The sequence below is a fragment of the Streptomyces sp. NPDC001604 genome (genome assembly GCF_042893475.1).
Classification (GTDB): Bacteria; Actinomycetota; Actinomycetes; order Streptomycetales; family Streptomycetaceae; genus Streptomyces.
The window spans coordinates 222,609-246,581 of sequence record NZ_JBIAUY010000015.1 but is presented as its reverse complement, the minus strand read 5'-3'; the positions used below and the strand labels follow the sequence as shown (position 1 = coordinate 246,581).

General features: G+C 70.1%; 29 protein-coding genes. 15 read left to right on the top strand and 14 right to left on the bottom strand.

Features of this window, described 5'->3' with window-relative positions; genetic code table 11:
• Window positions 1-8: 8 nt before the first annotated feature.
• From ACFY1E_RS33800 to ACFY1E_RS33790, 3 genes are all read right to left on the bottom strand, one after another.
• Window positions 9-1,145: an RNA polymerase sigma factor SigF gene (locus ACFY1E_RS33800; protein ID WP_389082780.1), complete on the bottom strand. Its 1,137-nt coding sequence runs from the start codon at window positions 1,143-1,145 to the stop codon at window positions 9-11.
• Window positions 1,142-1,555: an anti-sigma regulatory factor gene (locus ACFY1E_RS33795; protein ID WP_004925829.1), complete on the bottom strand. Its 414-nt coding sequence runs from the start codon at window positions 1,553-1,555 to the stop codon at window positions 1,142-1,144. The genes ACFY1E_RS33800 and ACFY1E_RS33795 overlap by 4 nt, the downstream gene beginning before the upstream one ends.
• 269 nt (window positions 1,556-1,824) lie before the next feature.
• A complete protein-coding gene (locus ACFY1E_RS33790) occupies window positions 1,825-2,085 on the bottom strand; it encodes a UBP-type zinc finger domain-containing protein (protein WP_344405347.1) in 261 nt (86 codons plus the stop codon).
• 62 nt (window positions 2,086-2,147) lie between these two features.
• On the opposite strand from ACFY1E_RS33790, the gene ACFY1E_RS33785 reads away from it, so the two are divergent.
• The gene (locus ACFY1E_RS33785; RefSeq protein ID WP_389082777.1) at window positions 2,148-3,752 is read left to right on the top strand and encodes a Na+/H+ antiporter; all 1,605 of its coding nucleotides are present in this window, start codon (window positions 2,148-2,150) and stop codon (window positions 3,750-3,752) included.
• Here ACFY1E_RS33785 and ACFY1E_RS33780 read toward each other — a convergent pair.
• Together ACFY1E_RS33780 and ACFY1E_RS33775 are read right to left on the bottom strand one after the other, a co-directional pair.
• A complete protein-coding gene (locus ACFY1E_RS33780; protein WP_389082774.1) occupies window positions 3,725-4,642 on the bottom strand; it encodes a 1-aminocyclopropane-1-carboxylate deaminase/D-cysteine desulfhydrase in 918 nt (305 codons plus the stop codon). The genes ACFY1E_RS33785 and ACFY1E_RS33780 overlap by 28 nt on opposite strands.
• 124 nt (window positions 4,643-4,766) lie before the next feature.
• Window positions 4,767-5,357, bottom strand: a complete 591-nt coding sequence (locus ACFY1E_RS33775) for an N-acetylmuramoyl-L-alanine amidase (protein ID WP_389082772.1) — start codon at window positions 5,355-5,357, stop codon at window positions 4,767-4,769.
• Between the two features lie 294 nt (window positions 5,358-5,651).
• Between ACFY1E_RS33775 and ACFY1E_RS33770 the strand changes: the two genes are divergently transcribed.
• The 3 genes from ACFY1E_RS33770 (at window position 5,652) to ACFY1E_RS33760 (ending at window position 9,127) form a co-directional block, all read left to right on the top strand.
• Window positions 5,652-7,058 (top strand): family 2B encapsulin nanocompartment shell protein, encoded by a 1,407-nt coding sequence (locus ACFY1E_RS33770; RefSeq protein WP_389082769.1) that lies wholly within the window; start codon window positions 5,652-5,654, stop codon window positions 7,056-7,058.
• 113 nt (window positions 7,059-7,171) lie between these two features.
• Entirely contained in the window at window positions 7,172-8,257 is a 1,086-nt protein-coding gene (locus ACFY1E_RS33765) for a family 2 encapsulin nanocompartment cargo protein polyprenyl transferase (protein ID WP_389082766.1), read from the top strand.
• Between the two features lie 264 nt (window positions 8,258-8,521).
• Window positions 8,522-9,127, top strand: a complete 606-nt coding sequence (locus tag ACFY1E_RS33760) for a GNAT family N-acetyltransferase (RefSeq protein ID WP_389082764.1) — start codon at window positions 8,522-8,524, stop codon at window positions 9,125-9,127.
• Between the two features lie 21 nt (window positions 9,128-9,148).
• On the opposite strand, the gene ACFY1E_RS33755 is transcribed toward ACFY1E_RS33760, so the two are convergent.
• Window positions 9,149-9,739, bottom strand: coding sequence for a TetR/AcrR family transcriptional regulator (locus ACFY1E_RS33755; protein WP_389082761.1), 591 nt, complete (start codon window positions 9,737-9,739; stop codon window positions 9,149-9,151).
• 82 nt (window positions 9,740-9,821) lie between these two features.
• Here ACFY1E_RS33755 and ACFY1E_RS33750 point away from each other — a divergent pair, with 82 nt between their 5' ends.
• From ACFY1E_RS33750 to ACFY1E_RS33730, 5 genes are all read left to right on the top strand, one after another.
• Entirely contained in the window at window positions 9,822-10,403 is a 582-nt protein-coding gene (locus ACFY1E_RS33750; protein ID WP_389082760.1) for a dihydrofolate reductase family protein, read from the top strand.
• A gap of 18 nt (window positions 10,404-10,421) precedes the next feature.
• Window positions 10,422-10,616, top strand: coding sequence for a hypothetical protein (locus ACFY1E_RS33745; RefSeq protein ID WP_389082758.1), 195 nt, complete (start codon window positions 10,422-10,424; stop codon window positions 10,614-10,616).
• 86 nt (window positions 10,617-10,702) lie between these two features.
• Complete coding sequence (locus ACFY1E_RS33740) at window positions 10,703-11,116, top strand: YciI family protein (RefSeq protein WP_389082756.1); 414 nt, start codon at window positions 10,703-10,705, stop codon at window positions 11,114-11,116.
• Window positions 11,117-11,123: 7 nt separating this feature from the next.
• The gene (locus tag ACFY1E_RS33735) at window positions 11,124-12,329 is read left to right on the top strand and encodes an RNA polymerase sigma factor (protein WP_389082754.1); all 1,206 of its coding nucleotides are present in this window, start codon (window positions 11,124-11,126) and stop codon (window positions 12,327-12,329) included.
• Window positions 12,330-12,338: 9 nt separating this feature from the next.
• Window positions 12,339-12,584: a hypothetical protein gene (locus ACFY1E_RS33730; protein ID WP_389082751.1), complete on the top strand. Its 246-nt coding sequence runs from the start codon at window positions 12,339-12,341 to the stop codon at window positions 12,582-12,584.
• Here the strand turns inward: ACFY1E_RS33730 and ACFY1E_RS33725 are convergent.
• From ACFY1E_RS33725 to ACFY1E_RS33715, 3 genes are read right to left on the bottom strand one after another with little or no spacing between them, the layout of a single operon-like run.
• Window positions 12,569-13,339 carry a VOC family protein gene (locus ACFY1E_RS33725; protein WP_389082749.1) on the bottom strand — a complete coding sequence of 257 codons (771 nt, stop codon included), beginning with the start codon at window positions 13,337-13,339 and terminating at the stop codon, window positions 12,569-12,571. The two genes, ACFY1E_RS33730 and ACFY1E_RS33725, sit on opposite strands and share 16 nt — an antisense overlap.
• Window positions 13,336-13,752 carry a VOC family protein gene (locus tag ACFY1E_RS33720; protein ID WP_389082746.1) on the bottom strand — a complete coding sequence of 139 codons (417 nt, stop codon included), beginning with the start codon at window positions 13,750-13,752 and terminating at the stop codon, window positions 13,336-13,338. The genes ACFY1E_RS33725 and ACFY1E_RS33720 overlap by 4 nt, the downstream gene beginning before the upstream one ends.
• 27 nt (window positions 13,753-13,779) lie before the next feature.
• Complete coding sequence (locus tag ACFY1E_RS33715; protein WP_115913281.1) at window positions 13,780-14,172, bottom strand: helix-turn-helix transcriptional regulator; 393 nt, start codon at window positions 14,170-14,172, stop codon at window positions 13,780-13,782.
• A 102-nt stretch (window positions 14,173-14,274) separates the two neighbouring features.
• On the opposite strand from ACFY1E_RS33715, the gene ACFY1E_RS33710 reads away from it, so the two are divergent.
• Genes ACFY1E_RS33710 through ppk2 form a run of 3 tightly spaced genes read left to right on the top strand, consistent with a single transcriptional unit; the run spans window position 14,275 to window position 16,608 of the window.
• Window positions 14,275-15,429 carry an anion permease gene (locus ACFY1E_RS33710; protein WP_389082744.1) on the top strand — a complete coding sequence of 385 codons (1,155 nt, stop codon included), beginning with the start codon at window positions 14,275-14,277 and terminating at the stop codon, window positions 15,427-15,429.
• A gap of 19 nt (window positions 15,430-15,448) precedes the next feature.
• Entirely contained in the window at window positions 15,449-15,682 is a 234-nt protein-coding gene (locus ACFY1E_RS33705) for a hypothetical protein (RefSeq protein ID WP_232647941.1), read from the top strand.
• Window positions 15,683-15,702: 20 nt separating this feature from the next.
• Window positions 15,703-16,608, top strand: a complete 906-nt coding sequence (ppk2, locus tag ACFY1E_RS33700) for a polyphosphate kinase 2 (protein ID WP_389082740.1) — start codon at window positions 15,703-15,705, stop codon at window positions 16,606-16,608.
• 283 nt (window positions 16,609-16,891) lie between these two features.
• Here the strand turns inward: ppk2 and sodN are convergent, their stop codons facing one another.
• Complete coding sequence (gene sodN / locus ACFY1E_RS33695; RefSeq protein ID WP_115905969.1) at window positions 16,892-17,287, bottom strand: superoxide dismutase, Ni; 396 nt, start codon at window positions 17,285-17,287, stop codon at window positions 16,892-16,894.
• A 145-nt stretch (window positions 17,288-17,432) separates the two neighbouring features.
• Here sodN and sodX point away from each other — a divergent pair, with 145 nt between their 5' ends.
• The gene (sodX, locus tag ACFY1E_RS33690; RefSeq protein ID WP_389082830.1) at window positions 17,433-17,867 is read left to right on the top strand and encodes a nickel-type superoxide dismutase maturation protease; all 435 of its coding nucleotides are present in this window, start codon (window positions 17,433-17,435) and stop codon (window positions 17,865-17,867) included.
• Here sodX and ACFY1E_RS33685 read toward each other — a convergent pair.
• Window positions 17,771-18,400: a CGNR zinc finger domain-containing protein gene (locus ACFY1E_RS33685; RefSeq protein ID WP_389082737.1), complete on the bottom strand. Its 630-nt coding sequence runs from the start codon at window positions 18,398-18,400 to the stop codon at window positions 17,771-17,773. The genes sodX and ACFY1E_RS33685 overlap by 97 nt on opposite strands.
• Before the next feature lie 98 nt (window positions 18,401-18,498).
• Between ACFY1E_RS33685 and ACFY1E_RS33680 the strand changes: the two genes are divergently transcribed.
• A complete protein-coding gene (locus ACFY1E_RS33680) occupies window positions 18,499-19,278 on the top strand; it encodes a class I SAM-dependent methyltransferase (protein ID WP_389082735.1) in 780 nt (259 codons plus the stop codon).
• A gap of 67 nt (window positions 19,279-19,345) precedes the next feature.
• Here ACFY1E_RS33680 and ACFY1E_RS33675 read toward each other — a convergent pair whose 3' ends face one another.
• Genes ACFY1E_RS33675 through ACFY1E_RS33665 form a run of 3 tightly spaced genes read right to left on the bottom strand, consistent with a single transcriptional unit; the run spans window position 19,346 to window position 22,026 of the window.
• Window positions 19,346-20,107 (bottom strand): amino acid ABC transporter ATP-binding protein, encoded by a 762-nt coding sequence (locus ACFY1E_RS33675; protein WP_389082733.1) that lies wholly within the window; start codon window positions 20,105-20,107, stop codon window positions 19,346-19,348.
• Between the two features lie 3 nt (window positions 20,108-20,110).
• Entirely contained in the window at window positions 20,111-21,037 is a 927-nt protein-coding gene (locus ACFY1E_RS33670; RefSeq protein ID WP_389082730.1) for an amino acid ABC transporter permease, read from the bottom strand.
• Window positions 21,038-21,066: 29 nt separating this feature from the next.
• Window positions 21,067-22,026 carry an ABC transporter substrate-binding protein gene (locus ACFY1E_RS33665; RefSeq protein ID WP_389082728.1) on the bottom strand — a complete coding sequence of 320 codons (960 nt, stop codon included), beginning with the start codon at window positions 22,024-22,026 and terminating at the stop codon, window positions 21,067-21,069.
• A 579-nt stretch (window positions 22,027-22,605) separates the two neighbouring features.
• Here ACFY1E_RS33665 and ACFY1E_RS33660 point away from each other — a divergent pair.
• Window positions 22,606-23,829, top strand: a complete 1,224-nt coding sequence (locus ACFY1E_RS33660; protein ID WP_389082726.1) for an NADP-dependent malic enzyme — start codon at window positions 22,606-22,608, stop codon at window positions 23,827-23,829.
• The last annotated feature ends 144 nt before the right edge of the window (window positions 23,830-23,973 follow it).

Sequence of the window (23,973 nt, the reverse complement as noted above, 5' to 3'; positions counted from 1 at the left end):
ACGGTGTCCTACTCCTCCACCAGGAGCTTCTCCCGCAGCTGGGCCAGGGTGCGGGCCAGCAGGCGGGACACGTGCATCTGTGAGATGCCGACCTCCTGCGCGATCTGCGACTGGGTCATGTTGCCGAAGAAACGCAGCAGCAGGATCCGCTTCTCCCGGGGCGGGAGGTCCTCCAGGAGCGGCTTGAGCGACTCGCGGTACTCGACGCCCTCCAGGGCCTCGTCCTCGGCGCCCAGGGTGTCGGCCACCGCAGGCGACTCGTCGTCCGTGTCGGGGACGTCCAGGGACAGGGTGGAGTACGCGTTGGCGGACTCCAGGCCCTCCAGGACCTCCTCCTCCGAGATCGCCAGCTTCTCGGCGAGCTCGTGGACCGTGGGGGAGCGGCCGTGCTGCTGGGAGAGCTCCGCGGTCGCCGTGGTGAGCGCCAGGCGCAGCTCCTGCAGGCGCCGGGGCACGCGCACCGCCCAGCCCTTGTCGCGGAAGTGGCGCTTGATCTCGCCGACGACCGTCGGGGTGGCGTAGGTCGAGAACTCGACGCCGCGCTCCGGGTCGAAGCGGTCGACGGACTTGATCAGGCCGATGGTGGCGACCTGGGTGAGGTCGTCCAGCGGCTCGCCGCGGTTGCGGAAGCGGCGCGCGAGGTGCTCGACGAGCGGCAGGTGCATACGGACCAGCTTGTTGCGCAGCTCCGCGTACTCCGGGCTGCCGTCCTTCAGGCTGCGCAGCTCGATGAACATCGCGCGCGCCCCGCTGCGGTCCTGTGCGTCGTGCTGCGTGGCCTGCTGCACGCTCGGCGCGGACTGCCCGTCGCCCTCGGCGTTTCGCTCGTGCTCGCTCATCGTCCCGCCCGTCGCCCTTCTCCGAGCCCTCGCCTCTGCTCGGACCGGGGTGACCCCGTTCCGTCCGTCCAGAGGCGTGCTCTGCACGGCACCTTCCCGATCCCGCCGCCCGTCGTCCGGGAAGCCGGCCGCCGCTGCGCTGTCGGCCTCGTCCTCCGGATGCGGCCGGGCCTGCTCGGGGATGCCGTCGATGCCGTCGGCGCCGCCGACGGAGTCCCCGATGCGTCGGGACCCGTCTGCGCCCTCGGCCGGCAGCTCTCGTGTGCCGCGCTCTTCGTCACGCACCGGCCCGTCCCCTGTCCTCACGCCGGCCCGGGTCCCGCGCCGCGCTGTTTGTAGAGGCTGATCGAAACGGTTTTGTCCTCGTCCACGGCGGAGGAGACCTTGCCCGCGAGTGCGGACAGGACGGTCCAGGCGAAGGTGTCCCGCGAGGGGGCGTGGCCGTCCGTGGTCGGGGCCGAGACGGTGACCTCGAGCGAGTCGTCGACGAGCCGGAAGACGCAGCTCAGCACCGAGCCGGGCACGGCCTGCTGGAGCAGGATCGCGCAGGCCTCGTCCACCGCGATGCGAAGGTCCTCGATCTCGTCGAGGGTGAAGTCCAAACGGGCCGCGAGGCCGGCAGTCGCCGTACGCAGCACCGACAGGTAGGCACCCGCAGCCGGCAGCCGGACTTCCACGAAGTCCTGGGTCGCGGGCTCGCCTGCGATCTGGGACACCCTCACCTCCAAGGTGGTACAAGCTTCTCGGGGCCGAGGGTCGCCCCCCGGGATAACGCGATGTGTGTTCAGCGGTGACGCTATCGCGCTCTCAAGTTTCCCGTCCCCGGGACCCCAACCCCTTGCCGTCACTCACAGTAAAACTGTGGACACGCTCCGTGTCTAGGGGTCTGCGGCTCCAATTGGGAAGAACGCGCGCCGGGTTGACGTACCCAGACGTCAGACGGTCGAACCGTCCGGATTCCGGGTCGTCCCCCGGCTGTCCAGGGTCACACGAGAACGTGGTCCACGAAGCACCATCGCCAGTTCTCGCCGGGCTCGAACGTGCGCATGATCGGGTGGCCGGAGTCCTTGTGGTGCTCCGTCGCATGCCGGCCGGGCGAGGAGTCGCAGCAGCCGACGTGGCCGCAGGTGAGGCACAGCCGCAGCTGTACCGGGTGCGTGCCCGCTGCCAGACACTCCGGGCATGTCTCGGTCACCGGACCGGGTTCCGGATCCGGCAGCGCGTCGGCGTGCGTGCACTGTTTCATGATTGCCAGATTACGACGGGCGTGCGGATGACCGCGCGGAAAAACGAGGGTGGGCGAGGACGATGGACGTGATGCCACTGCTGTTGCTGGTGGCGGGGAGCGCCGCGATCGCCGCGGCGGCCCGGCGCACCCCCGTGCCGGCCCCGCTGCTGCTCGTCGCGGTGGGGCTCGCCGTCTCGTACGTCCCCGGGGTCCCGGACTACACCCTCGACCCGGACATCGTGCTGCCGCTGGTGCTGCCCCCGCTGCTGCACAAGGAGGCCGTCGAGAGCTCGTACCTCGATCTGCGGGCGACGATGCGGCCGGTGGCCCTGCTGTCCGTCGGCTATGTACTGTTCGCGACCTTCGTCGTCGGGTGGGTCGCCTATCTCGTGGTGCCCGGGCTGCCCCTGCCCGCGGCGCTGGTGCTGGGGGCGGTGGTCGCGCCGACGGACGCGGTCGCCGCGGCGGCGGTCGCCCGCCGGGTGGGGCTGCCCTCCCGGATCACCACGATCCTGCAGGGCGAGTCCCTGCTGAACGACGCGACCGCGATCACCGCGTACCGGGTGGCCGTCGCGGCCGCCGTCGGCGCGGGCGCCTCCTGGATCGGCGGGATCGGCGAGTTCCTGCTGGCGGCGGTCGGCGGCGTGGTGGTCGGGCTGGTGCTGATGCTGCCGATCCACTGGCTGCGCACGCACGTCAAGGAGGCGCTGCTGCAGAACACCATGTCCCTGCTGATCCCGTTCGTCGCCTACGCCGTCGCCGAGCAGGTGCACGCCTCCGGTGTCCTCGCGGTCGTGGTCGTCGCCCTCTACCTCGGACACCGCGCCTGGGAGGTCGACTTCGCCACCCGCCTCCAGGAGGAGGCGGTGTGGAAGGTGGTCGCGTTCGTCCTGGAGTCGGCGGTGTTCGCCCTCATCGGCCTGCAGTTGCCCGTGGTCCTCAAGGGCCTCGGCGAGTACAAGGGCGTGGACGCCGCCTGGTACGCGGTCGCCGTCTTCCTGGTGGTCGTCGTGACCCGGTTCGTGTGGGTGTATCCGGGGACGTTCGTGCCCCGCATGCTGTCCGCGCGGATCAGGGAACGCGAGGACAACCCCACCTGGAGAGGGCCGATCGTCACCTCCTGGGCCGCGATGCGCGGCGTCGTCTCCCTCGCCATCGCCTTCTCCATCCCGCTCACCGTGCACGGCGGCGGCCCCTTCCCGCAGCGCAACCTCATCCTCTTCCTGACCTTCACGACGGTCATCGGGACCCTGGTGGTGCAGGGACTGACCCTGGCCCCGGTGATCCGTCTGCTGCGGTTCCCCGGCAGGGACGCACAGGCCGAGACCCTCGCTGAGGCCAACGCGCAGGCGCAGGCATCCCGGGTCGCCGAGCAGCGCCTCGACGAACTCCTCACCGACGAGCGCAACGCGCTGCCGCCACCCCTCGCCGACCGTCTCCGGCAGGTCCTGGAGCGCCGCCGCAACGCCGTCTGGGAACGCCTCGGCCAGACCAACCCGGTCACCGGTGAGTCCGTCGACGACACCTACCGCCGACTGTCCCGGGAGATGATCGGCGCCGAGCGCGCGATGTTCGTGAGGCTGCGGGACGGCCGCTACATCGACGACGAGATGCTGCGCACGCTGCTGCGCAGGCTGGACCTGGAGGAGGCGGCGGCCTACCGGGAGACGGTGGAGGGCTCCTGAGGAAAGGGCCGCCCGGTGACGACGGCCGCGACGGTCGTCCCGCGCGCGAACGCGCCCTCGGCGGCCAGGGCGACAAGTCCGTACAGCAACTTGGCGACATACAGACGCTCGACCGGCACCCCGTGCCGCTCCTCGAAGTCCTCGGCGAAGGCGTCGAGTTCGCCGGGCACGCGCGCGTAGCCGCCGAAGTGGAAGCGGTCGTCGAGAGCCCATGCGCCGCACCGGCCGCCGAAAGCGCGCTCCTGCAGCGCTTCTATGTCGGCGGAGAGGAAGCCGCCCTTGAGGACGGGAACGCCGAGCGCGCGTTGCCCGGGAGCCAGTCCGGCAGCCAGCCCGGCCAGCGTTCCGCCGGTGCCGCAGGCGAGGCCGACGACATCGGCCCGCCCGCGCAGTTCCTCACCCAGGGCCCGGCACCCGCGCACGGCCTCGGCATTGCTGCCGCCCTCCGGGACGACATACGCGTCCTCCGCGCCGACCGTGCGCAGCACGCGCGCGAGGACGTCCTCTTCCGTCTTGCGGCGGTACGTCGACCTGTCGACGAAGTGCAGCCGCATCCCGTCGGCCGCGCACCGGGCCAGGGAGGGGTTGAGGGGCCGGTCGGCCAGCTCCTGGCCGCGGACCACCCCGACGGTCGGCAGCCCGAGGAGCCGGCCCGCTGCGGCCGTCGCCCGCAGATGGTTGGAGTACGCGCCGCCGAAGGTGACGACGGTACGGCCGGCCGCGGCGGCGAGATTGGGCGCCAGCTTGCGCCACTTGTTGCCGATGAGCTCCGGGTGGATGAGGTCGTCGCGCTTGAGGAGGAGGCGGAGGCCGCGATGGGCGAAACGGTCGTCCTCGATCTCCTGCAGGGGGGAGGGCAGCTGGGGGTGCAGGGTGCCGAGGCTGATCACGACTCCATTGTGGCCGGAGTTGTTGCCAGGGGTGGGCGTCGCTCGCCCGCGCTTGCGGGGCGCCGCCTCTCTGTGGGACGGGCCCCGCCCCGAGCGGCACGACTGCACGCAGGCTGCGGCTCCGTCACTTCAGCCGCTCGCGGATCCGCTCCCGCAGCCAGGTCATCGTGAAGCCCCGCGGATCCACCTTCCCCGGCTGCCACTCCAGGTGGCCGATCACCGACCGTTCCGTCCAGCCGTGGTGCCGGCACACCGCCGCCGCGGCCTTCTCGATGGCGTCCAGCTGGGCCTCGGGCCAGGGATCCTCGCCGTCGCCGAGGTTCTCGCACTCGAAGCCGTAGAAGTGACGGTTGCCGTCGGTGTTCGCCTCGTTGTCCGGCGGGAGCGCCTTCTCGGCGATCACCGCACGCAGCACGTCGTCGTCACCGAGACCGGCGTGGTTGGCGCGGCCGTAACCCACCAGGTGGACCGTGCCGTCCTTGGTGATCACGCCGTGGCAGAGAGGGCCGGGCAGGCCGGCGTAGCCGTCCCGGCAGATCTCGACGGTGCGTTCGCTGCCGCTGGTGACGGTGTGGTGGATCATCACGCCGTACACCGGACCCCACGGTCCCTTGTGGTTGCGGTTGTGATGTACCCAGTCGCCCACCTCGACGACGGTGAGGCCCTCCGCCCTGAGGCCGTGGAGGAAACTGTCCGCGGACATGGGTGAGGCCATGACCGCCTCCTTCGTACCGTGCCGACGGCCACCCGACGCGACCGCCTGTGAAGGAGCTTGTACCGAAAGTAATGACACCGTCACACATCGTGTTCAGATCGAGGGGGTGGATCCGGCCATTCCGCACGCGCACGCCGCTGGACAGGATCCCCATTGGTGCCCAGCCTGCCCGTGATCCATTCCCGCTCTTTCGGGTAATAGCACAGATACGTTCCGTGATGGAAGGCTTGACCGCGGAGATCGATGCAGCCGCGCACTTCGGCGCGGGCTGTTGAGCGGGAGGGCAATTCTCATATGTCGGTAGGCGAAGAGGTCCGTTCGGAGCAGGGCAAGCCGCAGCAGAGCCTCGGCACTGCCGCCGCGCGGAACCTGGCCACGACGACCAAGTCGGCACCCCAGATGCAGGAGATCAGCTCACGCTGGCTGCTGCGCACACTGCCGTGGGTGAACGTCCAGGGTGGTACGTACCGGGTCAACCGGCGACTGACCTATGCAGTGGGGGACGGCCGCATCACGTTCGTGAAGACCGGCGACCGGGTCGAGGTCATCCCCGCGGAGCTTGGCGAACTTCCCGCACTGCGGTCGTACGAGGACGAGGAGGTGCTCGCGGAGCTCGCTCAGCGCTGCCGGCAGCAGGAGTTCGCGCCCGGCAGTGTGATCGCCTCGTTCGGCAGCCGGACCGACGAGGTGTATCTGCTGGCGCACGGCAGGGTCGAGAAGGTCGGTACGGGCCCGTACGGCGACGACGCGGTCCTCGGGGTGCTCGCCGACGGCGCCTACTTCGGCGACGCGGCGCTGCTCGACCCGGACGCCATCTGGGAGTACACGGCCCGCGCGGACACCGCTTGCACGGTGCTGACCCTGACCCGCCAGGACCTCGAACTGGTCGCGGAGCGCAGCGACTCCCTGCGCGAACACCTCCAGCAGCAGCGCACGATCCCGGAGCAGCGCACCAACAAGTACGGCGAGAAGGCCGTCGATCTCGCCGCCGGCCACAGCGGCGAGCCGGACATCCCGCACACCTTCGTGGACTACGAGGCCAGGCCCCGCGAGTACGAACTGAGCATCGCCCAGACCGTGCTGCGCATCCACTCGCGCGTGGCCGACCTCTACAACCAGCCCATGAACCAGACCGAGCAGCAACTCAGGCTCACCGTCGAGGCATTGAAGGAGCGCCAGGAGCACGAGCTGGTCAACAACCGCGAGTTCGGGCTGCTGCACAACTGCGAGTACGACCAGCGGCTCCAGCCGCACGACGGCGTGCCCAGCCCCGACGACCTGGACGAGCTGCTCAGCCGGCGGCGCGGCACCAAACTGCTGCTCGCCCACCCGCGCGCGATCTCCGCGATCGGCCGCGAGCTCAACAAGCGCGGCCTCGTCCCGGAGACGATCGAGGTGGCCGGCAACCGCATCCCGACCTGGCGGGGTGTGCCGATCTACCCGTGCAACAAGATCCCGGTCTCCGAGGCCCGTACCAGCTCGATCATCGCGATGCGTACCGGCGAGGCCGAGCAGGGCGTCATCGGGCTGCAGCAGGCCGGGATCCCGGACGAGATCGAGCCGAGCCTGTCCGTGCGCTTCATGGGCATCAACGAGCAGGCGATCATCAAGTACCTGGTGACGGCCTACTACTCGGCCGCGGTCCTGGTGCCGGACGCGCTCGGCGTGCTGGAGAACGTCGAGATCGGCCGGTGGCGGTGACGTTTCTGCACCTGGGAGCCGTGTCCCCGCCCTCCGGGGCGGGTACACCCCGGTCGTACGCGCCCAGCCACAGCGGAAGCGCCACCGTCCGCGGACTGACCGAGGGAGATCCCATGGCCGAGTTCATGACGGAGGCGAAGCAGCGTCCCACGGGGGCGCAGCCGCCCGACGGGCACGAGGCGGCCGCGATCCTGGAGCACACCCGGTCCTGCGTCGACCCCGAACTGCGTGCCGCCATCGACTCGTTGCCCGGCTCCATGCGCCGGATCGCGCTGTACCACTTCGGCTGGGAGCACGCGGACGGCACCCCGGCGGTGGGCAACCCGGGCAAGGCGATCCGTCCCGCGCTTGTCCTCACCGCGGCCGCCGCGCTCGGCGGCCCAGGTGCCCGCGAGGCGGCGGGGCGGGCGGCCGCGGCGGTGGAGCTGGTGCACAACTTCACGTTGCTGCACGACGACGTGATGGACCGGGACACCACCCGCCGGCACCGGCCCACCGCATGGACCGTGTTCGGCGACGCCGACGCGATCCTCGCCGGGGACGCCCTGCAGGCACTGGCCCTCGGGCTGCTCGCCGAGGACCCGCACCCGGCGTCCGGCCCGGCCGGGGCCCGGCTCGCGGCCTGCGTCGTCGAGCTGTGCGCGGGTCAGCACGCGGACACGGAGATGGAGCGGCGCGGCCCCGGCGAGATCACCCTCGACGAGGCGCTGACCATGGCCGAGGCCAAGACGGGCGCGCTGCTCGGCTGCGCCTGCGCCCTGGGCGCGCTGTATGCGGGGGCCTGTGACGAGGACGTCGAGGCGCTGGACGCGTTCGGCCGCCAGGCCGGGCTCGCCTTCCAGCTCATCGACGACGTCATCGGCATATGGGGCGACCCGCACCGCACCGGAAAACCGGTCGGCGCCGATCTGATGGCCCGCAAGAAGTCCCTGCCGGTGGTCGCCGCGCTCACCTCGGGCACCCCGGCGGCCGCGGAACTGGCCGAGCTGTACGAAGTGCCGTACGGGAAGGGGGACGAGGAGGAACTCGCGCAGACGGCGCTCGCCGTCGAGCGGGCCGGCGGGCGCGACTGGGCCCAGGTCCAGGCCGCCGACCGGATGGCCCGCGCCATGCAGGAGCTGGCCCGCGCGGTCCCCGACCCGGAGGCGGCAGGCGGTCTGCTCGCGCTGGCGGAGTTCGTGACGCGGCGCACCGGCTGACCACAGCCGGCACAGACCCCGGAGCCCACCGGGGCGGCCGCGCGGCTCCTGACCCCGCACAGCCGTCGAGGCTCCGGCCGGCGGGTCCCGCACATCCCCACGGTGTGCGGGGCCCGCTCTTTTGCGCCTGAGCCGGCGCCGCTCTCGCGGACGTGGTTGCTCGCCGTCGTGGTTCCTCAATTGACGGTTGCGGTTCGGGCCGTACAGGCCCGTATAGGCTCAACAGCCGTACAGCCGAAGTCGATTGAGGTGAGAGGGCGGCGCATGGGTGTGGCGATCCGGACGGCGGACGAAAGCGACCGGGAGCTGGTGGTGCGGCTGCTGGACGAGGCCTTCCAGGACGATCCGGTCAGCGGCTGGGTCTTTCCCGGGGACGAGTACCGCCGTACGACCCACCACAGGCTGATGGCCGCCTTCACCGGGATCGTGTTCGACGAGGGCCGGATCGACGTCACGGAGGACGGCAGCGCATGCGCGTTGTGGCTGTCCATGCCCGCCGGGGAGCACGACGCCGCAGAGGGCGCGGCCGACGACGGGGCCGCCCAACTGCGCGCGGCCGTCGATCCAGGCAACGAGCGCATCGAGCTGATCGCCCGCCTGACCGCGGAGATCCACCCGGTCGGACGCGCCCACGAGTACCTCTGGATGATCGGCGTGACCCCGGAGCACCAGGGCGAGGGGATCGGCAGCGCGCTCGTCCAGCACGTCCTCGACCGCTGCGACCGCGAAGGCCTACCCGCCTATCTGGAGGCGAGCAGCGCCCGCAGCCGTGTGCTGTACGAGCGCCTCGGCTTCGAGCTCACCGGGCGCCCCCTCGACCTCCCGAACGGCCCGCAGATGTGGCCGATGTGGCGGGAACCCCGCGGCTGACCTGCCGCTTCGGGGCGACCGCTACCTCTCCGGCACGACCGTCGCCACGATCCGCTCCACCAGCCCCTCCGGCACTCCGACCCCGGGCAGTACGCCGTCCAGAACACCCGGCAGGGTCAGATGCTCCAGGATCAGGCCGAGCATGGCGAGATAGAGCACGGCCACGGTCTCGTCCCCGCCGGGCAGCCCCGCCGACCGGTGGAACTCCATGCCCTGCTCCAGGTCGGCACGGACCGACTCGGTGTAGGAGGCGCGCAGTTCGGGCCGCCGGGTGGCTTCGAGGCGCATCTCCAGGAGGGCCAGATAGCCGGTGCGGTCGCCGGTGACCCGGGTCATCAGGTCCTGCATCAGGGCCGTGACCAGGGCGCGGTCCTTCGGTGCCCGCATCAGCCCGGCGAGCACCTCGGGGTCGGGCGCGAGGCGCTGGTGCAGCCGCGCGTCGATCTGGCGGAGCAGGTCGTCACGCCCGGTGAAGTAGTTGGACGCAGTGCCCACGGGCACCGCGGCCGCAGCGTCCACGGCGCGGAACGTCAGACCGCGCGCCCCCTCGCGGGCGAGCACCTCGACGCCCGCGTCGACCAGGGCGGCTCGGCGCCCGGGATTGCGTGCCATGGAAATCTCCTTGTAACCACTACAGGTGAAGCACTATAAATGTAGTTGTTCAACGCCACGCCTCCTAGTGAAAGAGATCGGTTTGCGAAAGCTCACCTACTTCGTCGCCTGCTCCATCGACGGCTTCATCGGGGACCCGGACGGCGACGCGTCGTCGATGTTCGCGTTCCTGGACGAGGAGTTCCTCGGCTTCCTCGCCTCGACGTACCCGGAGACCATCGCGGCCCAGGCCCGCGAACCGCTCGGCATCAAGGGCGACAACCTCCGCTTCGACACCGTCATCCAGGGCCGGGCCAGCTACCGGCTCGCCCTCGACGCCGGGATCACCAGCCCGTACGCACATCTGCGCGAGTACGTCGCCTCGCGCACCCTCACGGAGTCCCCCGACCCGCATGTCGAGATCATCGCGGAGGACCTGGTCGGCAGGGTCCGTGAGCTGAAGGCCGAGGACGGCGAACTCGGCATCTGGCTGTGCGGCGGCTCGCAGGTGGCCGGTGAACTGCTCGACGAGATCGACGAGTTGGTCATCAAGACATACCCGCAGGTCTACGGCTCGGGCATGCCGATGTTCGGGGCCGGCTTCTCCGTCACCGACTTCACGCTGGAGTCGGTGCGCACCTTCGGCAACGGCGTCCTCGTCCGCACCTACGCGCGCCGCCGCTGACCGGCCTACGCTGAGGGCATGGACAGCTCAGAACACGTCTGTCCGGTGTGCGGACAGCCCGTGGAAACGGTCGTCAAACGTCACAAGACCCTGGGCGCGTGGGTCCCGGTCTGGGTGCCGGGCCCCTGTCGCAACCCCGCGTGCGAGGCGTACGTCGCCGAAGGCGCCGAACCGGACAAGGAGCCCGGAAAACCCGCCGCGAAAAATTCCTGAGCCCCGTGTCGAGAATCCCGGCCCGGCTCCGACGTCCCCCGTGAGAGCCGCCCACCACGGGCGGTGCGAGCCGAAGGAGCAGAGTCATGAAGTACCTGGTCATGGTGCAGTGCACCCAGGCGGACTACGAGGGCATGCAGGGGAAGGCCGGTGCGACCTCGCCGGCGTGGAGCCAGGAGGACGTCCAGGCCATGTACGCCTTCATGGGCGCCCTCAACGACGACCTCGCGGAGACCGGCGAGATGATCGACGGACAGGGCCTGGCCGAGCCGGCCAGGACCCGGCTCGTGGGCCTCGGCGAGGACGGCAGGAGCGTGATCACCGACGGCCCGTACAGCGAGACCAAGGAGCTGCTGGCCGGCTACTGGGTCCTGGACTGCGCGAGCCTGGAGCGTGTCACGGAGATCGCCGAGCGCATCCTCCAGTGCCCCCAGCCCGCCGGGTCCGCCCGCTACCCGGTGGTGATCCGGCCCATCGACAACGGCTCCGCCGACGTCTGAGCATCCCATGGGCACGACCATCGAGGCCGAGGACCTGCTGCGCCTGTGTGCGCCGCAGGTCCTCGGCGCGCTGGTCAGGCGGTACGGGCACTTCGACGCCGCCGAGGACGCCGTACAGGAGGCGCTCCTCGCCGCGGCCGGGCAGTGGCCCTCGGCGGGCGTGCCGGACAACCCGCGCGGCTGGCTGATCAAGGTGGCCTCGCGGCGGCTGACGGACACGCTGCGCTCGGAGGAGGCGCGGCGGGCGCGAGAAGAGAAGGCGGCGGCCCTGACCTCGCGCCTCGCGACCGGGCCCGACCGGGCGCCCCGCGAGGACGACACCCTCACGCTGCTGTTCCTGTGCTGCCACCCGGACCTCACCCCGCCCGCCCAGATCGCGCTCACCCTGCGGGCGGTCGGCGGTCTGACGACGGCGGAGATCGCCCGTGCGTATCTGGTGCCCGAGGCGACGATGGGGCAGCGGATCAGCCGGGCCAAGCAGAAGGTGCGCGGCGTGCGCTTCAGCCGGCCGGACCACTGGGAGCAGCGTCTGCCCGCCGTTCTGCACACGCTCTACCTGGTCTTCAACGAGGGCTACACGGCGACCTCCGGAGCGGCCCTGCAGCGCCGCGAACTGGCCGGCGAGGCGATCCGGCTGGCCCGTACCGTCCACCGCCTGCTGCCCGACGACGGCGAGGTGGCCGGCCTGCTGGCCCTGATGCTGCTCACCGACGCGCGCCGCGACGCCCGCACCGGGCCGCACGGCGAGCTCGTCTCCCTCGACGAACAGGACCGCACCCGCTGGGACAAGGCCGCGATCGAGGAGGGCGTCGCCCTGGTCACCCGGGCGCTGTCCCGGGGCTGCGCCGGCCCGTACCAGGTGCGCGCGGCCATCGCCGCCGTACACGACGAGGCGCCGTCCGCGGAGGCGACCGACTGGCAGGAGATCCTCGGTCTGTACGAGGTGCTGGTCCGCCTGGTCCCGGGCCCCGTCGAACGCCTCAACCGCGCCGTGGCCGTCGCCATGGTGCACGGCCCGGAGGCCGGGCTCGCCGAACTCGACCTGCTGGAACCCGGCTCGGGCCACCGCCTCGACGCGGTCCGCGGCCATCTCCTGGAGCGCGCCGGGGCGTACGAGGAGGCCCGCGCCGCCTACGAGTCGGCGGCCGCCGGGACGCTGAGCCTGCCCGAACAGCGCTATCTGCAGGGGCGGGCCGCACGGTTGAGGCCGTAACGTGAACCCATGACAAGCGAGTTGGGGGAATCGCGCCGCCGTGCGTGGCGGTGGGCCGTGGCGGTGTGGGCGATCGCCGTGGCCGTCGCAGGAGGGCTCACCCTGTGGCTGCAGGACTCCGCGGAACCGCCACCACCGGTCGGCTGGGAACAGGCAGACCCCTCCGAGGAGCCCGCCGCCCCGCTGCTGAAGGCCACCGAGTGCCCGCACGAGGACGGGGCCACGGCCGCTGCGTGCGTCTACGCCTGGCCCTGAGCGCCCCGGCCCTCCCGCGCAGGCAACCCGCCCGTCTCCGGATCCCGCCCCGTGAGGCAGTACGTGCCGCCCGTCGGATCCCGCATCACCGTCCAGTGGGTGCCGCGGGTGACCGGCCTCGCGCCGAGGCGTTCGTGGGCGGTGCGGGTCGCCTCGATGTCCGTGCAGGCCAGGTCCAGGTGGGCGGTGGTGGGGCGGTCCTCGCCGAGGCGCTGGAGGAGGATGCGGATCGGGAGGCCCGCCGGCGGCGCGAGCACATGGAACTCGGGGAGCGAGCCCGGCCGGGACTGCCACTCGGGCAACAGGGCACTCCAGAAAGTGACTTCGGTCTCGTACGCGGAAGGCGCGACGTCGATGCAGACCTGGTCGAGGCGGCTGCCCCGCACGACGGGCGGGCGTGTCGCCTCCGTGCGCCAGGACATGGTGCACAGCTGCTGGCCCGCGGGCGACCGCAGCACCGCCCACGTCCCGTGATCGGCGACCACCTCAGCCCCGAGAGCCACCGCAGAGCGCATGAACTCCCGTTCGTCGGCCACCGGGAAGTCCAGATGCGCACCGCCGGGACCCGAGGTGACCCCTTGCACCTTGACGCATGCGTCGGCCCCGTCGTGCAGAAGGGTTGTGAACTCCTTCTGCTCGCCGCGGAGTTCGGAGAGGCGGGTACCCGTGACGGCCGTCCAGAACTCGCAGGCGGCTGTGAAGGACTCGATCGGCCGGTCTATGAAGGCGTAGGTCCACAAGGTCTGTCGGCTCATCCCTTCTTCCGCTCCATGAACCGCAGCATGTTCCCCGCCGGATCCCGGAACGCGCAGTCCCGGACCCCGTACGGCATGTCCGTCGGCTCCTGGAGCACCTCGGCGCCGGACTCCTGGACGCGGGCGAAGAGGGCGTCGCAGTCCTCGGTGGTGAAGTTGACCCCGCGCAGCACGCCCTTGGCCAGCAGCTGCTCCATCGCGTCACGGTCGGCGGGGGAGAGGTCGGGGTTGGCCGCGGGCGGCTCCAGGACGATCGACACGTCCGGCTGCAGCGGCGACCCCACGGTCGTCCACCGCATCCCCTCGTACTTGACGTCGTTGCGGATCTCCAGGCCCAGGACGTCGCAGTAGAAGGCGATCGCCTTGTCGTGGTCGTCGACGGCGATGAAACAGGTGTGCAGTTTCAGGTCCATGGGGCCAACCTAAGGTCGGTACCGGTGTCACGTCCTTCTGGGACGCGTGTACGCACGCACCACGCACGGCGGGATCTCCGCGCTCTCCTCGTGCGAGCGGGCCCGGTAGGAGCTCGGCGTCTCGCCCACCAGTTCGGTGAAACGGGCGCTGAAGGAGCCCAGCGAGGTACAGCCCACCGCCATGCAGACCTCCGTGACGGTGAGGTCGCCGCGCCGCAGCAGGGTCTTGGCACGCTCGATGCGGCGCGTCATGAGATAGCCGTACGGGGTCTCGCCGTACGCCTCGCGGAAGCTGCGCTGGAAGTGCCCCGGAGACATCAGTGCGGTGCCCGCGAGGGCGGCCACGTCGAGGGGCTCGGCGTACTCCCGGTCCATACGGTCGCGGGCCTGTCGCAGGCGTACCAGATCCTCACGGTTCACCACGTCAGCATCGCACGACCCTCACCGGCCGGGTGCCGGGTTCTGGCATGGGCTTTGCCTTCAGTTCGCCTGCCGTATGAAAGCGCTTGTTCCCCTAAGGGGATGGACCACATCACGTTCCTCGTGGCGGTAGTCATCGTCACGGCCCTGGCCTTCGACTTCACCAACGGATTCCACGACACCGCCAACGCGATGGCCACCTCCATCGCCACCGGCGCGCTCAAGCCGAGAACAGCGGTGCTCGTGAGCGGAGTCCTCAACATCGTCGGAGCCTTCCTGTCGACGGAGGTCGCGAAGACGATCTCCGGGGGAATCGTCGACGACACCCTCGTCAGTCCGGGAATGATCTTCGCCGGGCTGGTCGGGGCGATCCTGTGGAATCTGCTGACCTGGCTGGTCGGGCTGCCGTCCAGTTCCTCGCACGCCCTGTTCGGCGGGCTGATCGGCGCCGTGTGGGTCGGCGCGGGATCCCACGGCGTGCACTTCGACAAGGTTGTCGAGAAGGTGCTCATCCCGGCAGTGGCCTCGCCGGTCGTGGCGGGCGTCGCGGCCCTGATCGCCACCTACCTCGCCTACAAGCTCACCGCCCGCGGCCGCAAGGACTCCGTCACCAAGGGCTTCCGCATCGGCCAGATCGCCTCGGCCTCGCTGGTCTCGCTCGCCCACGGCACCAACGACGCGCAGAAGACCATGGGCATCATCACGCTGACCCTGATCTCCGCGGGCGCCCTCGGCCACGACGCCGGCCCGCCGGTCTGGGTGATCGCCTCCGCCGGTCTCGCCATCGGCCTCGGCACCTACCTGGGCGGCTGGCGGATCATCCGCACCATGGGCAAGGGCCTGACCGAGATCCAGTCCCCGCAGGGTTTCGCCGCCGAGACGGCCTCCACGACCGTCATCCTCACCTCCGCCCACCTCGGCTTCGCCCTGTCCACCACCCAGGTCGCCTCGGGCTCCATCCTCGGCGCGGGCCTCGGCCGGCGCCTCGCGGAGGTCCGCTGGGGCGTCGCGGGACGCATGGTCGCCGCCTGGCTGATCACGCTGCCCTCGGCGGCGCTGGTCGGCGGGGTCTCGGCGAGCGTGGTCAAGCACGGCGGCAACTTCGGCACGGTCGTCGTCGCCCTGGTCGGCGTCGCCGTGGCCGGCGGCATCGTCCTCGTCTCGCGCCGCAACCCGGTGCACGCGAGCAACGTCAACGACACCCACGAAGTCACCATCCGCACCGAATCGCCGGCCCGCGTCGGTACGGCCGCCTGAAACACGGGGAGTTCGCAGCATGACACTCGACTGGAGTGCACTCGGCCAGGTCACCGCGGTGAGCATCGGCGTCACCGTCGCCGTGGTCGTCGTCTTCGCCCTCGGCGTCCTCGGCCTCGCCCGCTTCGAAGGGGCACGCGAGGACGGCGGCGGGACCTCGTCCCTCGGCCTCGCCCAGGCCGGCCTGTGCTTCCTCGCCTGCGCGGCGGTGGTGGCGTACGGGATCTATCTGATCGTGCCGCAGTTCCACTGAGATTCCGGAAGGACATCGGGATGACGACGCCACCCCTGTCGGCCGACCTGAAGGTCGACTACACCGACCCCGACGACCCGGTGCTCATCCGCCCGGACGGCAGCCCGATCGACACCTGGCGGGAGAACTACCCGTACGGGCACCGCATGGAGCGCAAGGAGTACGACTGGCACAAGCGGCTGCAGCAGATCGAACTGCTGAAGCTGCAGAGCTGGATCAAGGAGACCGGGCGCCGGCTCGTCATCGTCTTCGAGGGACGGGACGCGGCCGGCAAGGGCGGCACCATCAAACGGTTCACCGAGCACCTCAACCCGCGCGGCGCCCGGGTGGTGGCGCTGGAGAAGCCGACCGAACGCGAGCGCGGGCAGTGGTACTTCCAGCGCTACGTCGAACACCTGCCGACCGCGGGCGAGATCGTGCTGTTCGACCGCTCCTGGTACAACCGGGCGGGCGTCGAGCGGGTGATGGGCTTCTGCTCGGACGACGAGTACCGGCGCTTCATGCGCCAGGCGCCCGCGTTCGAGCGGATGCTCGTGGACGACGGCGTCGACCTGATCAAGTTCTGGTTCTCGGTCTCCCAGGGCGAACAGCGCACCCGCTTCACCATCCGTCAGGTCGACCCCGTACGGCAGTGGAAGCTCAGCCCCATGGACCTGGCCTCCCTGGACCGCTGGGACGACTACACCGCCGCGAAGGTCGCCATGTTCCGCGAGACGGACACGGAGCACGCGCCCTGGACGGTGGTCAAGAGCAACGACAAGAAACGGGCCCGCGTCGAGGCCATGCGCAGCGTGCTCGCCCGCTTCGACTACACCGGCAAGGACGAGGAGGTCGTCGGCCGTCCCGATCCGCGGATCGTGGGGGCGGCGGCGGGTCTGCTGGAGGTGGGGGAGGACGACGACGGGGGGCCGGCAGGGGGTCGGTAGCCGCCGGCGACGTCCTCGGCACCTTCCGCGACCCCGGGCCGGTCGTCGCCCACATGGCCTCGTACCGGGCGTGGGCGGACCGGCGCGACGTGCCGTTCGCCGCGACCGTCGGGCGCGCCCGCGCCCTCCTCGCGGACCACATCGACCGGCAGCGGGCGTTCGAGATCGGCTGCCGGAGCGGCATCCAGCCGAAGGGCCCGGCCGGTTCCCGGCCGGGCCCTTCGGAACGCCCGTGGACCTGCGATGGTGCACCGATCGCGGGTCCACGCGAACGGGTCGTTCGTCAGGCCTTCTTGGTCTCCCAGAAGATCTTGTCGATCTGGGCGATGTAGTCCAGAGCCTTCTGGCCCGTGGCCGGGTCGGTCGAGCCCTTGGCGGCCGAGAGGGCCTTCAGGGTGTCGTTGACCAGCTGGTGCAGCTCCGGGTACTTCTCGAAGTGCGGGGGCTTGAAGTAGTCGCTCCAGAGCACGGAGACGTGGTGCTTCGCGAGCTCGGCGCGCTGCTCCTTGATGACGGTGGCGCGAGCCTGGAAGTGCGGGTCGTCGTTACCGGCAATCTTTTCCTGGATGGCCTTGACCGACTCCGCCTCGATGCGGGCCTGGGCCGGGTCGTACACACCGCAGGGCAGGTCGCAGTGTGCGCTGACCTTGACCTTGGGGGCAAACAGGCGGGAAAGCATGGAGCATTCCTTCCTCGTGATCGTCTTCTCAGGTGGGACATTACTCCCTGCGAGACGGGTTTTCGCGAGTGCCCCCATGGGCTTAGGACAAAAGTCCGGGGTCAGACTGAGACTGGTGGAGGAACGTACCGGGGAGGTGCCGGGCATGCCGGAGCTGTCGCAGGAGATCGAGCGCGGGCGGGCGCTGCTGCCCTTCGGGGCGGCAGAGGTGACCGGTCCGTCCATGGTGCCCACGCTCCACCACGGGGACCGGCTCGTGGTGCAGTACGGCGCCCGGATCAGGCCAGGAGACGTGGTCGTGCTGCGGCATCCGTTCCAGCAGGACCTGCTGGTCGTGAAGCGGGCCGCCGAGCGGCGCGACGGTGGCTGGTGGGTGCTCGGCGACAACGCCTACGCGGGCGGCGACAGCACGGACTACGGGACCGTCCCGGAGGACCTGGTCCTCGGCAAGGTGCGCTTTCGGTACCGGCCGCTGAGGGCGGATCAGCGCTCGCCGTTCGCGCTGGCGCGCTGGGTGCTGTCGGCCGCGAGGCCCGTGCTGTCGGACCGGTCGGCCTCCAGGCGTTTGCGGGCGCGGTAGGCGGCCACGTTGGCCCGGGTCGCGCAGCGGTCGGAGCAGTAGCGCCGGGAGCGGTTGGTGGAGGTGTCCAGATAGGCGTTGCGGCACGGCGCCGCCTCGCACAGGCCCAGCCGGTCGACGCCGTACTCCGTGAGGTGGAAGGCCAGGCCCATCGCCGCGATGGCCGCGTAGCCGGCGGTCGCGTTCGAGGGGTGGTCGGCCAGGTGCATGTGCCACAGCGGGCGGCCGTCCTCGTCCCGGAAGTCGTGGCCCGAGATCTGCGGGCTGACCGGGAACTCCAGCAGGAGTGAGTTCAGCAGGTCCACCGCGAGCGTCTCGTCGTCCTTGTCGGCGGCCTCGAAGACCGCGCGCAGCCGCGCCCTGACCGAGCGGAAGCGGGTGACGTCGGCGTCGGTGGCGCGGCGGGCCGCCGAGGCGTTGCCGCCGAACAGGTCACGAACGGCCTCGACGGAGGTCAGGTCGTCCTTGCCCCGGGCCGGTTCCTCGCTGTTGACGAGTCGTACGGCGTAGTCCGAGTAATAGGCCAGTTCCACTTGTGGTCCTTACGGAGGGGCTCTATGGTCGTGGGTGCGAAGAGGTAACGACTGCCTGTACTTCCAGGGTATTACGCGGGTGAGGGGAGAGGGATTCCATGACGGGAACCACGGCAACCGGAACCGGTACGACGGGGACCGACTGGCAGGCCTGGCAGGAGAGCTGGGACCGCCAGCAGGAGTGGTACATGCCAGACCGCGAGGAGCGGTTCCGCATCATGCTCGACATGGTCGAGGCCTGCGTCGGGACCGAGCCGCGCGTCCTCGACCTCGCCTGCGGCACCGGCAGCATCACGGCCCGGCTGCTCGCCCGCTTCCCGGGCGCCACCAGCACCGGCATCGACCTCGACCCCGCGCTCCTCGCCATCGCCCGCGGCACCTTCGAGGGCGACGACCGGGTCACCTTCGTCGAGGCCGACCTCAAGGACCCCGACTGGCCGACGCGGCTGCCGTACGAGACGTACGACGCGGTGCTCACCGCCACCGCCCTCCACTGGCTGCACAGCGCCCCCCTCGCGGCCCTGTACGGCCGGATCGCCGGGCTGGTCCGCCACGGCGGCGTCTTCATGAACGCCGACCACATGATCGACGAGACCACGCCCCGGATCAACGCGGCCGAGCGCGCCCTGCGCCACGCCCGCATGGATCAGGCCACGCGGGACGGAGCCCTGGACTGGGCCCAGTGGTGGCAGCTCGCCGCCGAGGATCCCGCGCTCGCCGGCCCGACCGCCCGCCGCTTCGAGATCTACGGCGATCACGCGGACGGCGACATGCCCTCGCCGCAGTGGCACGCGCGCGTGCTGCGCGAGAAGGGCTTCGCGGAGGCCCGCGCGGTGTGGTGTTCGCCGGCGGACACATTGCTGCTGGCGCTGAAGTGACGTCGGCGGGCCGGAACTGAGAAGGGGCGGTACGGGATGCCCGTACCGCCCCTTTCCCGTCGTACCGCTACAGCACCTTCGACAGGAACGACTTCGTGCGCTCGTGCTGCGGGTTCGTCAGCACCTCGCGCGGGTGGCCGGACTCGACCACCACGCCGTCGTCCATGAAGACGAGCGAGTCACCGACCTCACGGGCGAAGCCCATCTCGTGGGTGACGACGATCATGGTCATGCCGTCCTCCGCGAGGTCCCGCATCACGTCCAGGACCTCGCCGACCAGCTCCGGGTCGAGGGCCGAGGTCGGCTCGTCGAAGAGCATCAGCTTGGGCTCCATCGCCAGCGCCCGGGCGATGGCGACGCGCTGCTGCTGACCGCCGGAGAGCTGGGAGGGGTAGTGGCCGGTCTTGTCGCCGAGGCCCACACGGTCCAGCAGCCGCGCCGCGCGCTCCCGGGCGACCGCCTTCGACTCGCGCTTGACCTGGACCGGAGCCTCCATGACGTTCTCCAGCGCCGTCATGTGCGGGAAGAGGTTGAAGCGCTGGAACACCATGCCGATGTCCCGTCGCTGCGCGGCGACCTCCTTCTCCTTCAGCTCGTAGAGCTTGTCGCCGTTCTGCCGGTAGCCGACCAGCTGACCGTCGACGTACAGCCGGCCGGCGCTGATCTTCTCCAGGTGGTTGATGCACCGCAGGAACGTGGACTTGCCGGAACCGGACGGGCCGATCAGGCAGAACACCTCGCGCGGGTTCACCTCCAGGTCGATGCCCTTGAGGATGTGCGCGAGACCGAAGGACTTGTGCACGCCCTCGGCCTTCACCATTGGGTTCATGGGTTACCGCCGCCAGTTGGAGAGGGAGAGCATGTTCATCTTGGTCAAGTTGGCTCTGACCTTCTGCAACGGAGTCGCCGGCAGGTTGCGGGTCGAACCGCGGGCGTAACGGCGTTCGACGTAGTACTGCACGATGCTGAAGATCGTGGTCAGGAACAGGTACCAGATGCAGGCCACGAAGTACATCTCCACGACCGCCAGCGAGGTGCTGGAGATGTCCGTGGCCTTCTTGATCAGCTCGGGGAGCTGCACCGCGTACGCCAGCGACGAGGTCTTCAGCATGTTGATGTACTCGTTGCCGGTCGGCGGCACGATGACCCGCATGGCCTGCGGGAGGATCACACGCCGCAGCGTCTGGCCGTGGGTCATGCCCAGGGCGTGCGAGGCCTCCGTCTGACCCTCGTCGACCGACTGGATGCCGGCCCGGACGATCTCCGACATGTACGCGGCCTCGTTCAGGCCGAGCCCCAGCAGGGCCGTCAGGACCGGCGTCATCACCTGGTTCATCTCGTCCTTGTAGAACCCCAGGTTCAGGATGGGGAAGACGAGCGAGATGTTGTACCAGAGCAGCAGCTGCACCAGCACCGGGGTGCCGCGGAAGAACCAGATGTAGAACCAGGCCACGGTGCTGGTGACCGGGTTCGAGGACAGCCGCATCACGGCGAGGACGATGCCGAGGGCGACACCCAGCACCATCGCCAGCACGGATATGTACAGCGTCGTCCAGGCACCGCTCACGATGCCCTGGTCGAACAGGTAGTCCGGGATGATGCTGTAGTTGATCTTGGCGTTGGAGAAGGCGATGCCGATGAGCACCAGGACCGCGATGACCAGGGCGCCGGCCACCCAGCGCCCGTAGTGGCGCACCGGGATGGCCTTGATCTGCTCCGGCGGCACGGCCGCCGGAGCCTTGTCGAGAATGTCAGTCACGGTGACTGCCTTTCAGTGCTGCGCGTGGCTCAGGAGCCGCCGTTGATCTTCGCTTCGGTCACCGCGCCGTCCGTGACGTTCCACTTCTGCAGGATCTTGGTGTAGTCGCCGTTCTTGATGATCGCGCTCATCGCGGCCTGGAGGGCGTCGCGCAGCTGCGTGTTGGTCTTGCTGACGGCGATGCCGTAGGGACCCGCCTCGATCTGGTCGCCGGTGACCTCGAAGTCCTTGCCGCCGCTGGAGGTCTTCGCGTTGTACGCCGCCACCGGGAAGTCGTTCAGGTCGGCGACGGAGGCGCCCTGCTTCAGACGGAGCAGCGCCTCGGGGTCGGTGTCGAAGGTCTGCAGGTCGATGGCCTTCTTGCCGTCCTTGGTGCACTTCTTGCTCTGCGTCTTGGCGATGCCCTCGGAGGTGGTGCCCTTCTGCAGGGCCACGACCTTGCCGCACAGGTCGTCGAGCGACTTGATGCCCTTCGGGTTGCCCTTCTGCACCAGGATCGAGGTACCGGCGGTGAAGTAGTCGACGAAGTCGACCCCGTTGCCGACCTTCTGGCCGTTGTCGGAGTTGATGCCGTTCTGGCGGTCCTTGGTGTCGCTCATCGCCGACATGATCACCTGGAAGCGGTTGGCCTGCAGGCCCACGATCAGGTTGTCGAACTTGCCGTTCTGGAACTCGAACTTCACGCCGAGCTGCTTGCCGAGGGCGTCCGCGATGTCCGGGTCGATACCGACGGTGTTGCCGTTCTGGACGAACTCGACCGGCGGGTAGGCGATGTCCGAGCCCACCTTGATGACGCCTGCCTTGCGGATGTCGGCAGGGAGCTTGGAGGCGAGGGGAGCCGAGGATGTGCCGGAGCTGCTGCCGCTGCTGCCCTTGTCCGTGTGGTCACCGCAGCCGGTGAGGATCAGGGCGCCTGCGACCGCGGTCGCACCGACCGCTGCCAGACGGGTGCGTGCGGCGGCCGTACGACGGGTGGAGCCTGCGGTCATCTTGGGTTCCTCCGGCTGATGGGTGCAGTTGCCGATGGGTCGGGAACACACACCTTCGGGTGTCGCGACCTCGTGGGTTTACGGCATCTTGCCATTCGGACTAAGCCGTTCAGGGGACCCGTCATGTCAAAATCGGATAACGGGTGACCCCCGAACTGCACCAGGCCGGTACAACATGGCCGGACCATCTGCGGGAATCCGGCCCTCCGGCCGGAAGATCTTCGACGCATCTCGGGATGCGGACCTGCACCTCCGAGGCGTTGATCACTGTTCGGCCGCCGGTCCAGGGCCCGTCGAGGTTTCGTCGAGGGCGAGTGCCTATATTTCGGGACGAACCTTGTGGCCGAGATGTGACCTTCGGGTTCCGCGATGTGACCTTGCCCTTATTGGACTCGTCCTCGGCCCGGTGGTCCGGTAAGAAGGTTCTTTACACCCCTCATCCGGGGCTCAGGGCGCGTGTGCGGCGCGCCCGTCGCGCAGGACCCGTACGCAACACCGACCGGGACTGACGCGGTGCCCGCCCACCCCTCACCAGGAGTGGCCACCCTCAACCAATGAAGACTTAAGGGGTAAAACAAAGTGGCAGCGGAGATCGTCAATCCTCGCAGCGACAGCAGTACGGATCAGGACGGCGGGGCCGAGCCCCTCGATTCCTTCGATCCGGCGTTCGCGCTGCACCGCGGTGGCAAGATGGCCGTGCAGGCCACCGTGCCGGTCCGTGACAAGGACGACCTGTCCCTGGCGTACACGCCCGGCGTTGCGAAGGTGTGCAGCGCCATCGCCGAGCAGCCGGAACTCGTCCACGACTACACGTGGAAGTCGTCCGTCGTGGCCGTGGTCACCGACGGCACGGCCGTGCTCGGACTCGGGGACATCGGCCCCGAGGCCTCCCTTCCGGTGATGGAAGGCAAGGCGATTCTGTTCAAGCAGTTCGGCGGCGTCGACGCCGTGCCGATCGCGCTCGACTGCACCGGCGTCGACGAGATCGTCGAGACCGTGGTGCGGCTCGCGCCGTCCTTCGGCGGCGTCAACCTGGAGGACATCTCGGCGCCGCGGTGCTTCGAGATCGAGCGGAAGCTGCAGGAGCGGCTGGACATTCCGGTCTTCCATGACGACCAGCACGGCACGGCGGTCGTGACGCTGGCGGCCCTGCGCAACGCCGCGCGGCTGAGCGGGCGGGCCGTCGGGGATCTGCGGGCCGTCATCTCCGGTGCCGGTGCGGCCGGTGTCGCCATCGCCAAGATGCTGGTCGAGGCCGGTATCGGGGATGTCGCGGTGGCCGACCGCAAGGGCATCGTGTCGGCGGACCGGGACGACCTGACGGACGTCAAGCGGGAGCTCGCCTCCTTCACCAACAAGGCCGGCATCACCGGGTCGCTGGAGGCGGCGCTGGAGGGTGCGGACGTCTTCATCGGCGTCTCCGGCGGTACGGTCGCGGAGGAGGCCGTCGCCTCGATGGCCGAGGGCGCGTTCGTGTTCGCCATGGCCAACCCGAACCCCGAGGTGCACCCCGACGTCGCGCACAAGTACGCGGCGGTCGTGGCCACCGGGCGGTCGGACTTCCCGAACCAGATCAACAACGTGCTGGCGTTCCCGGGCATCTTCGCGGGTGCGCTGCAGGTCCGTGCCTCCCGGATCACGGAGGGGATGAAGATCGCGGCGGCCGAGGCGCTGGCGGGGGTCGTCGGGGACGACCTTGCTGCGGACTATGTGATTCCGTCGCCGTTCGACGAGCGGGTGGCTCCGGCCGTCACGGCGGCTGTCGCTGCGGCGGCCCGTGCGGAGGGTGTTGCCCGGCGCTGACGTGCCGTCGGCCTTGATGGCCCCGCCCGGCTGGGCGGGGCCATTTCTCTGCCCCGCCCACCCGTTCGGGTGGTTTGAGGGCTGGGCTTTTCCCGTGGGTGGGGTCGCCGTCGGCGGGTGCGTGCGGGTGGGGGCCGGTAGTGC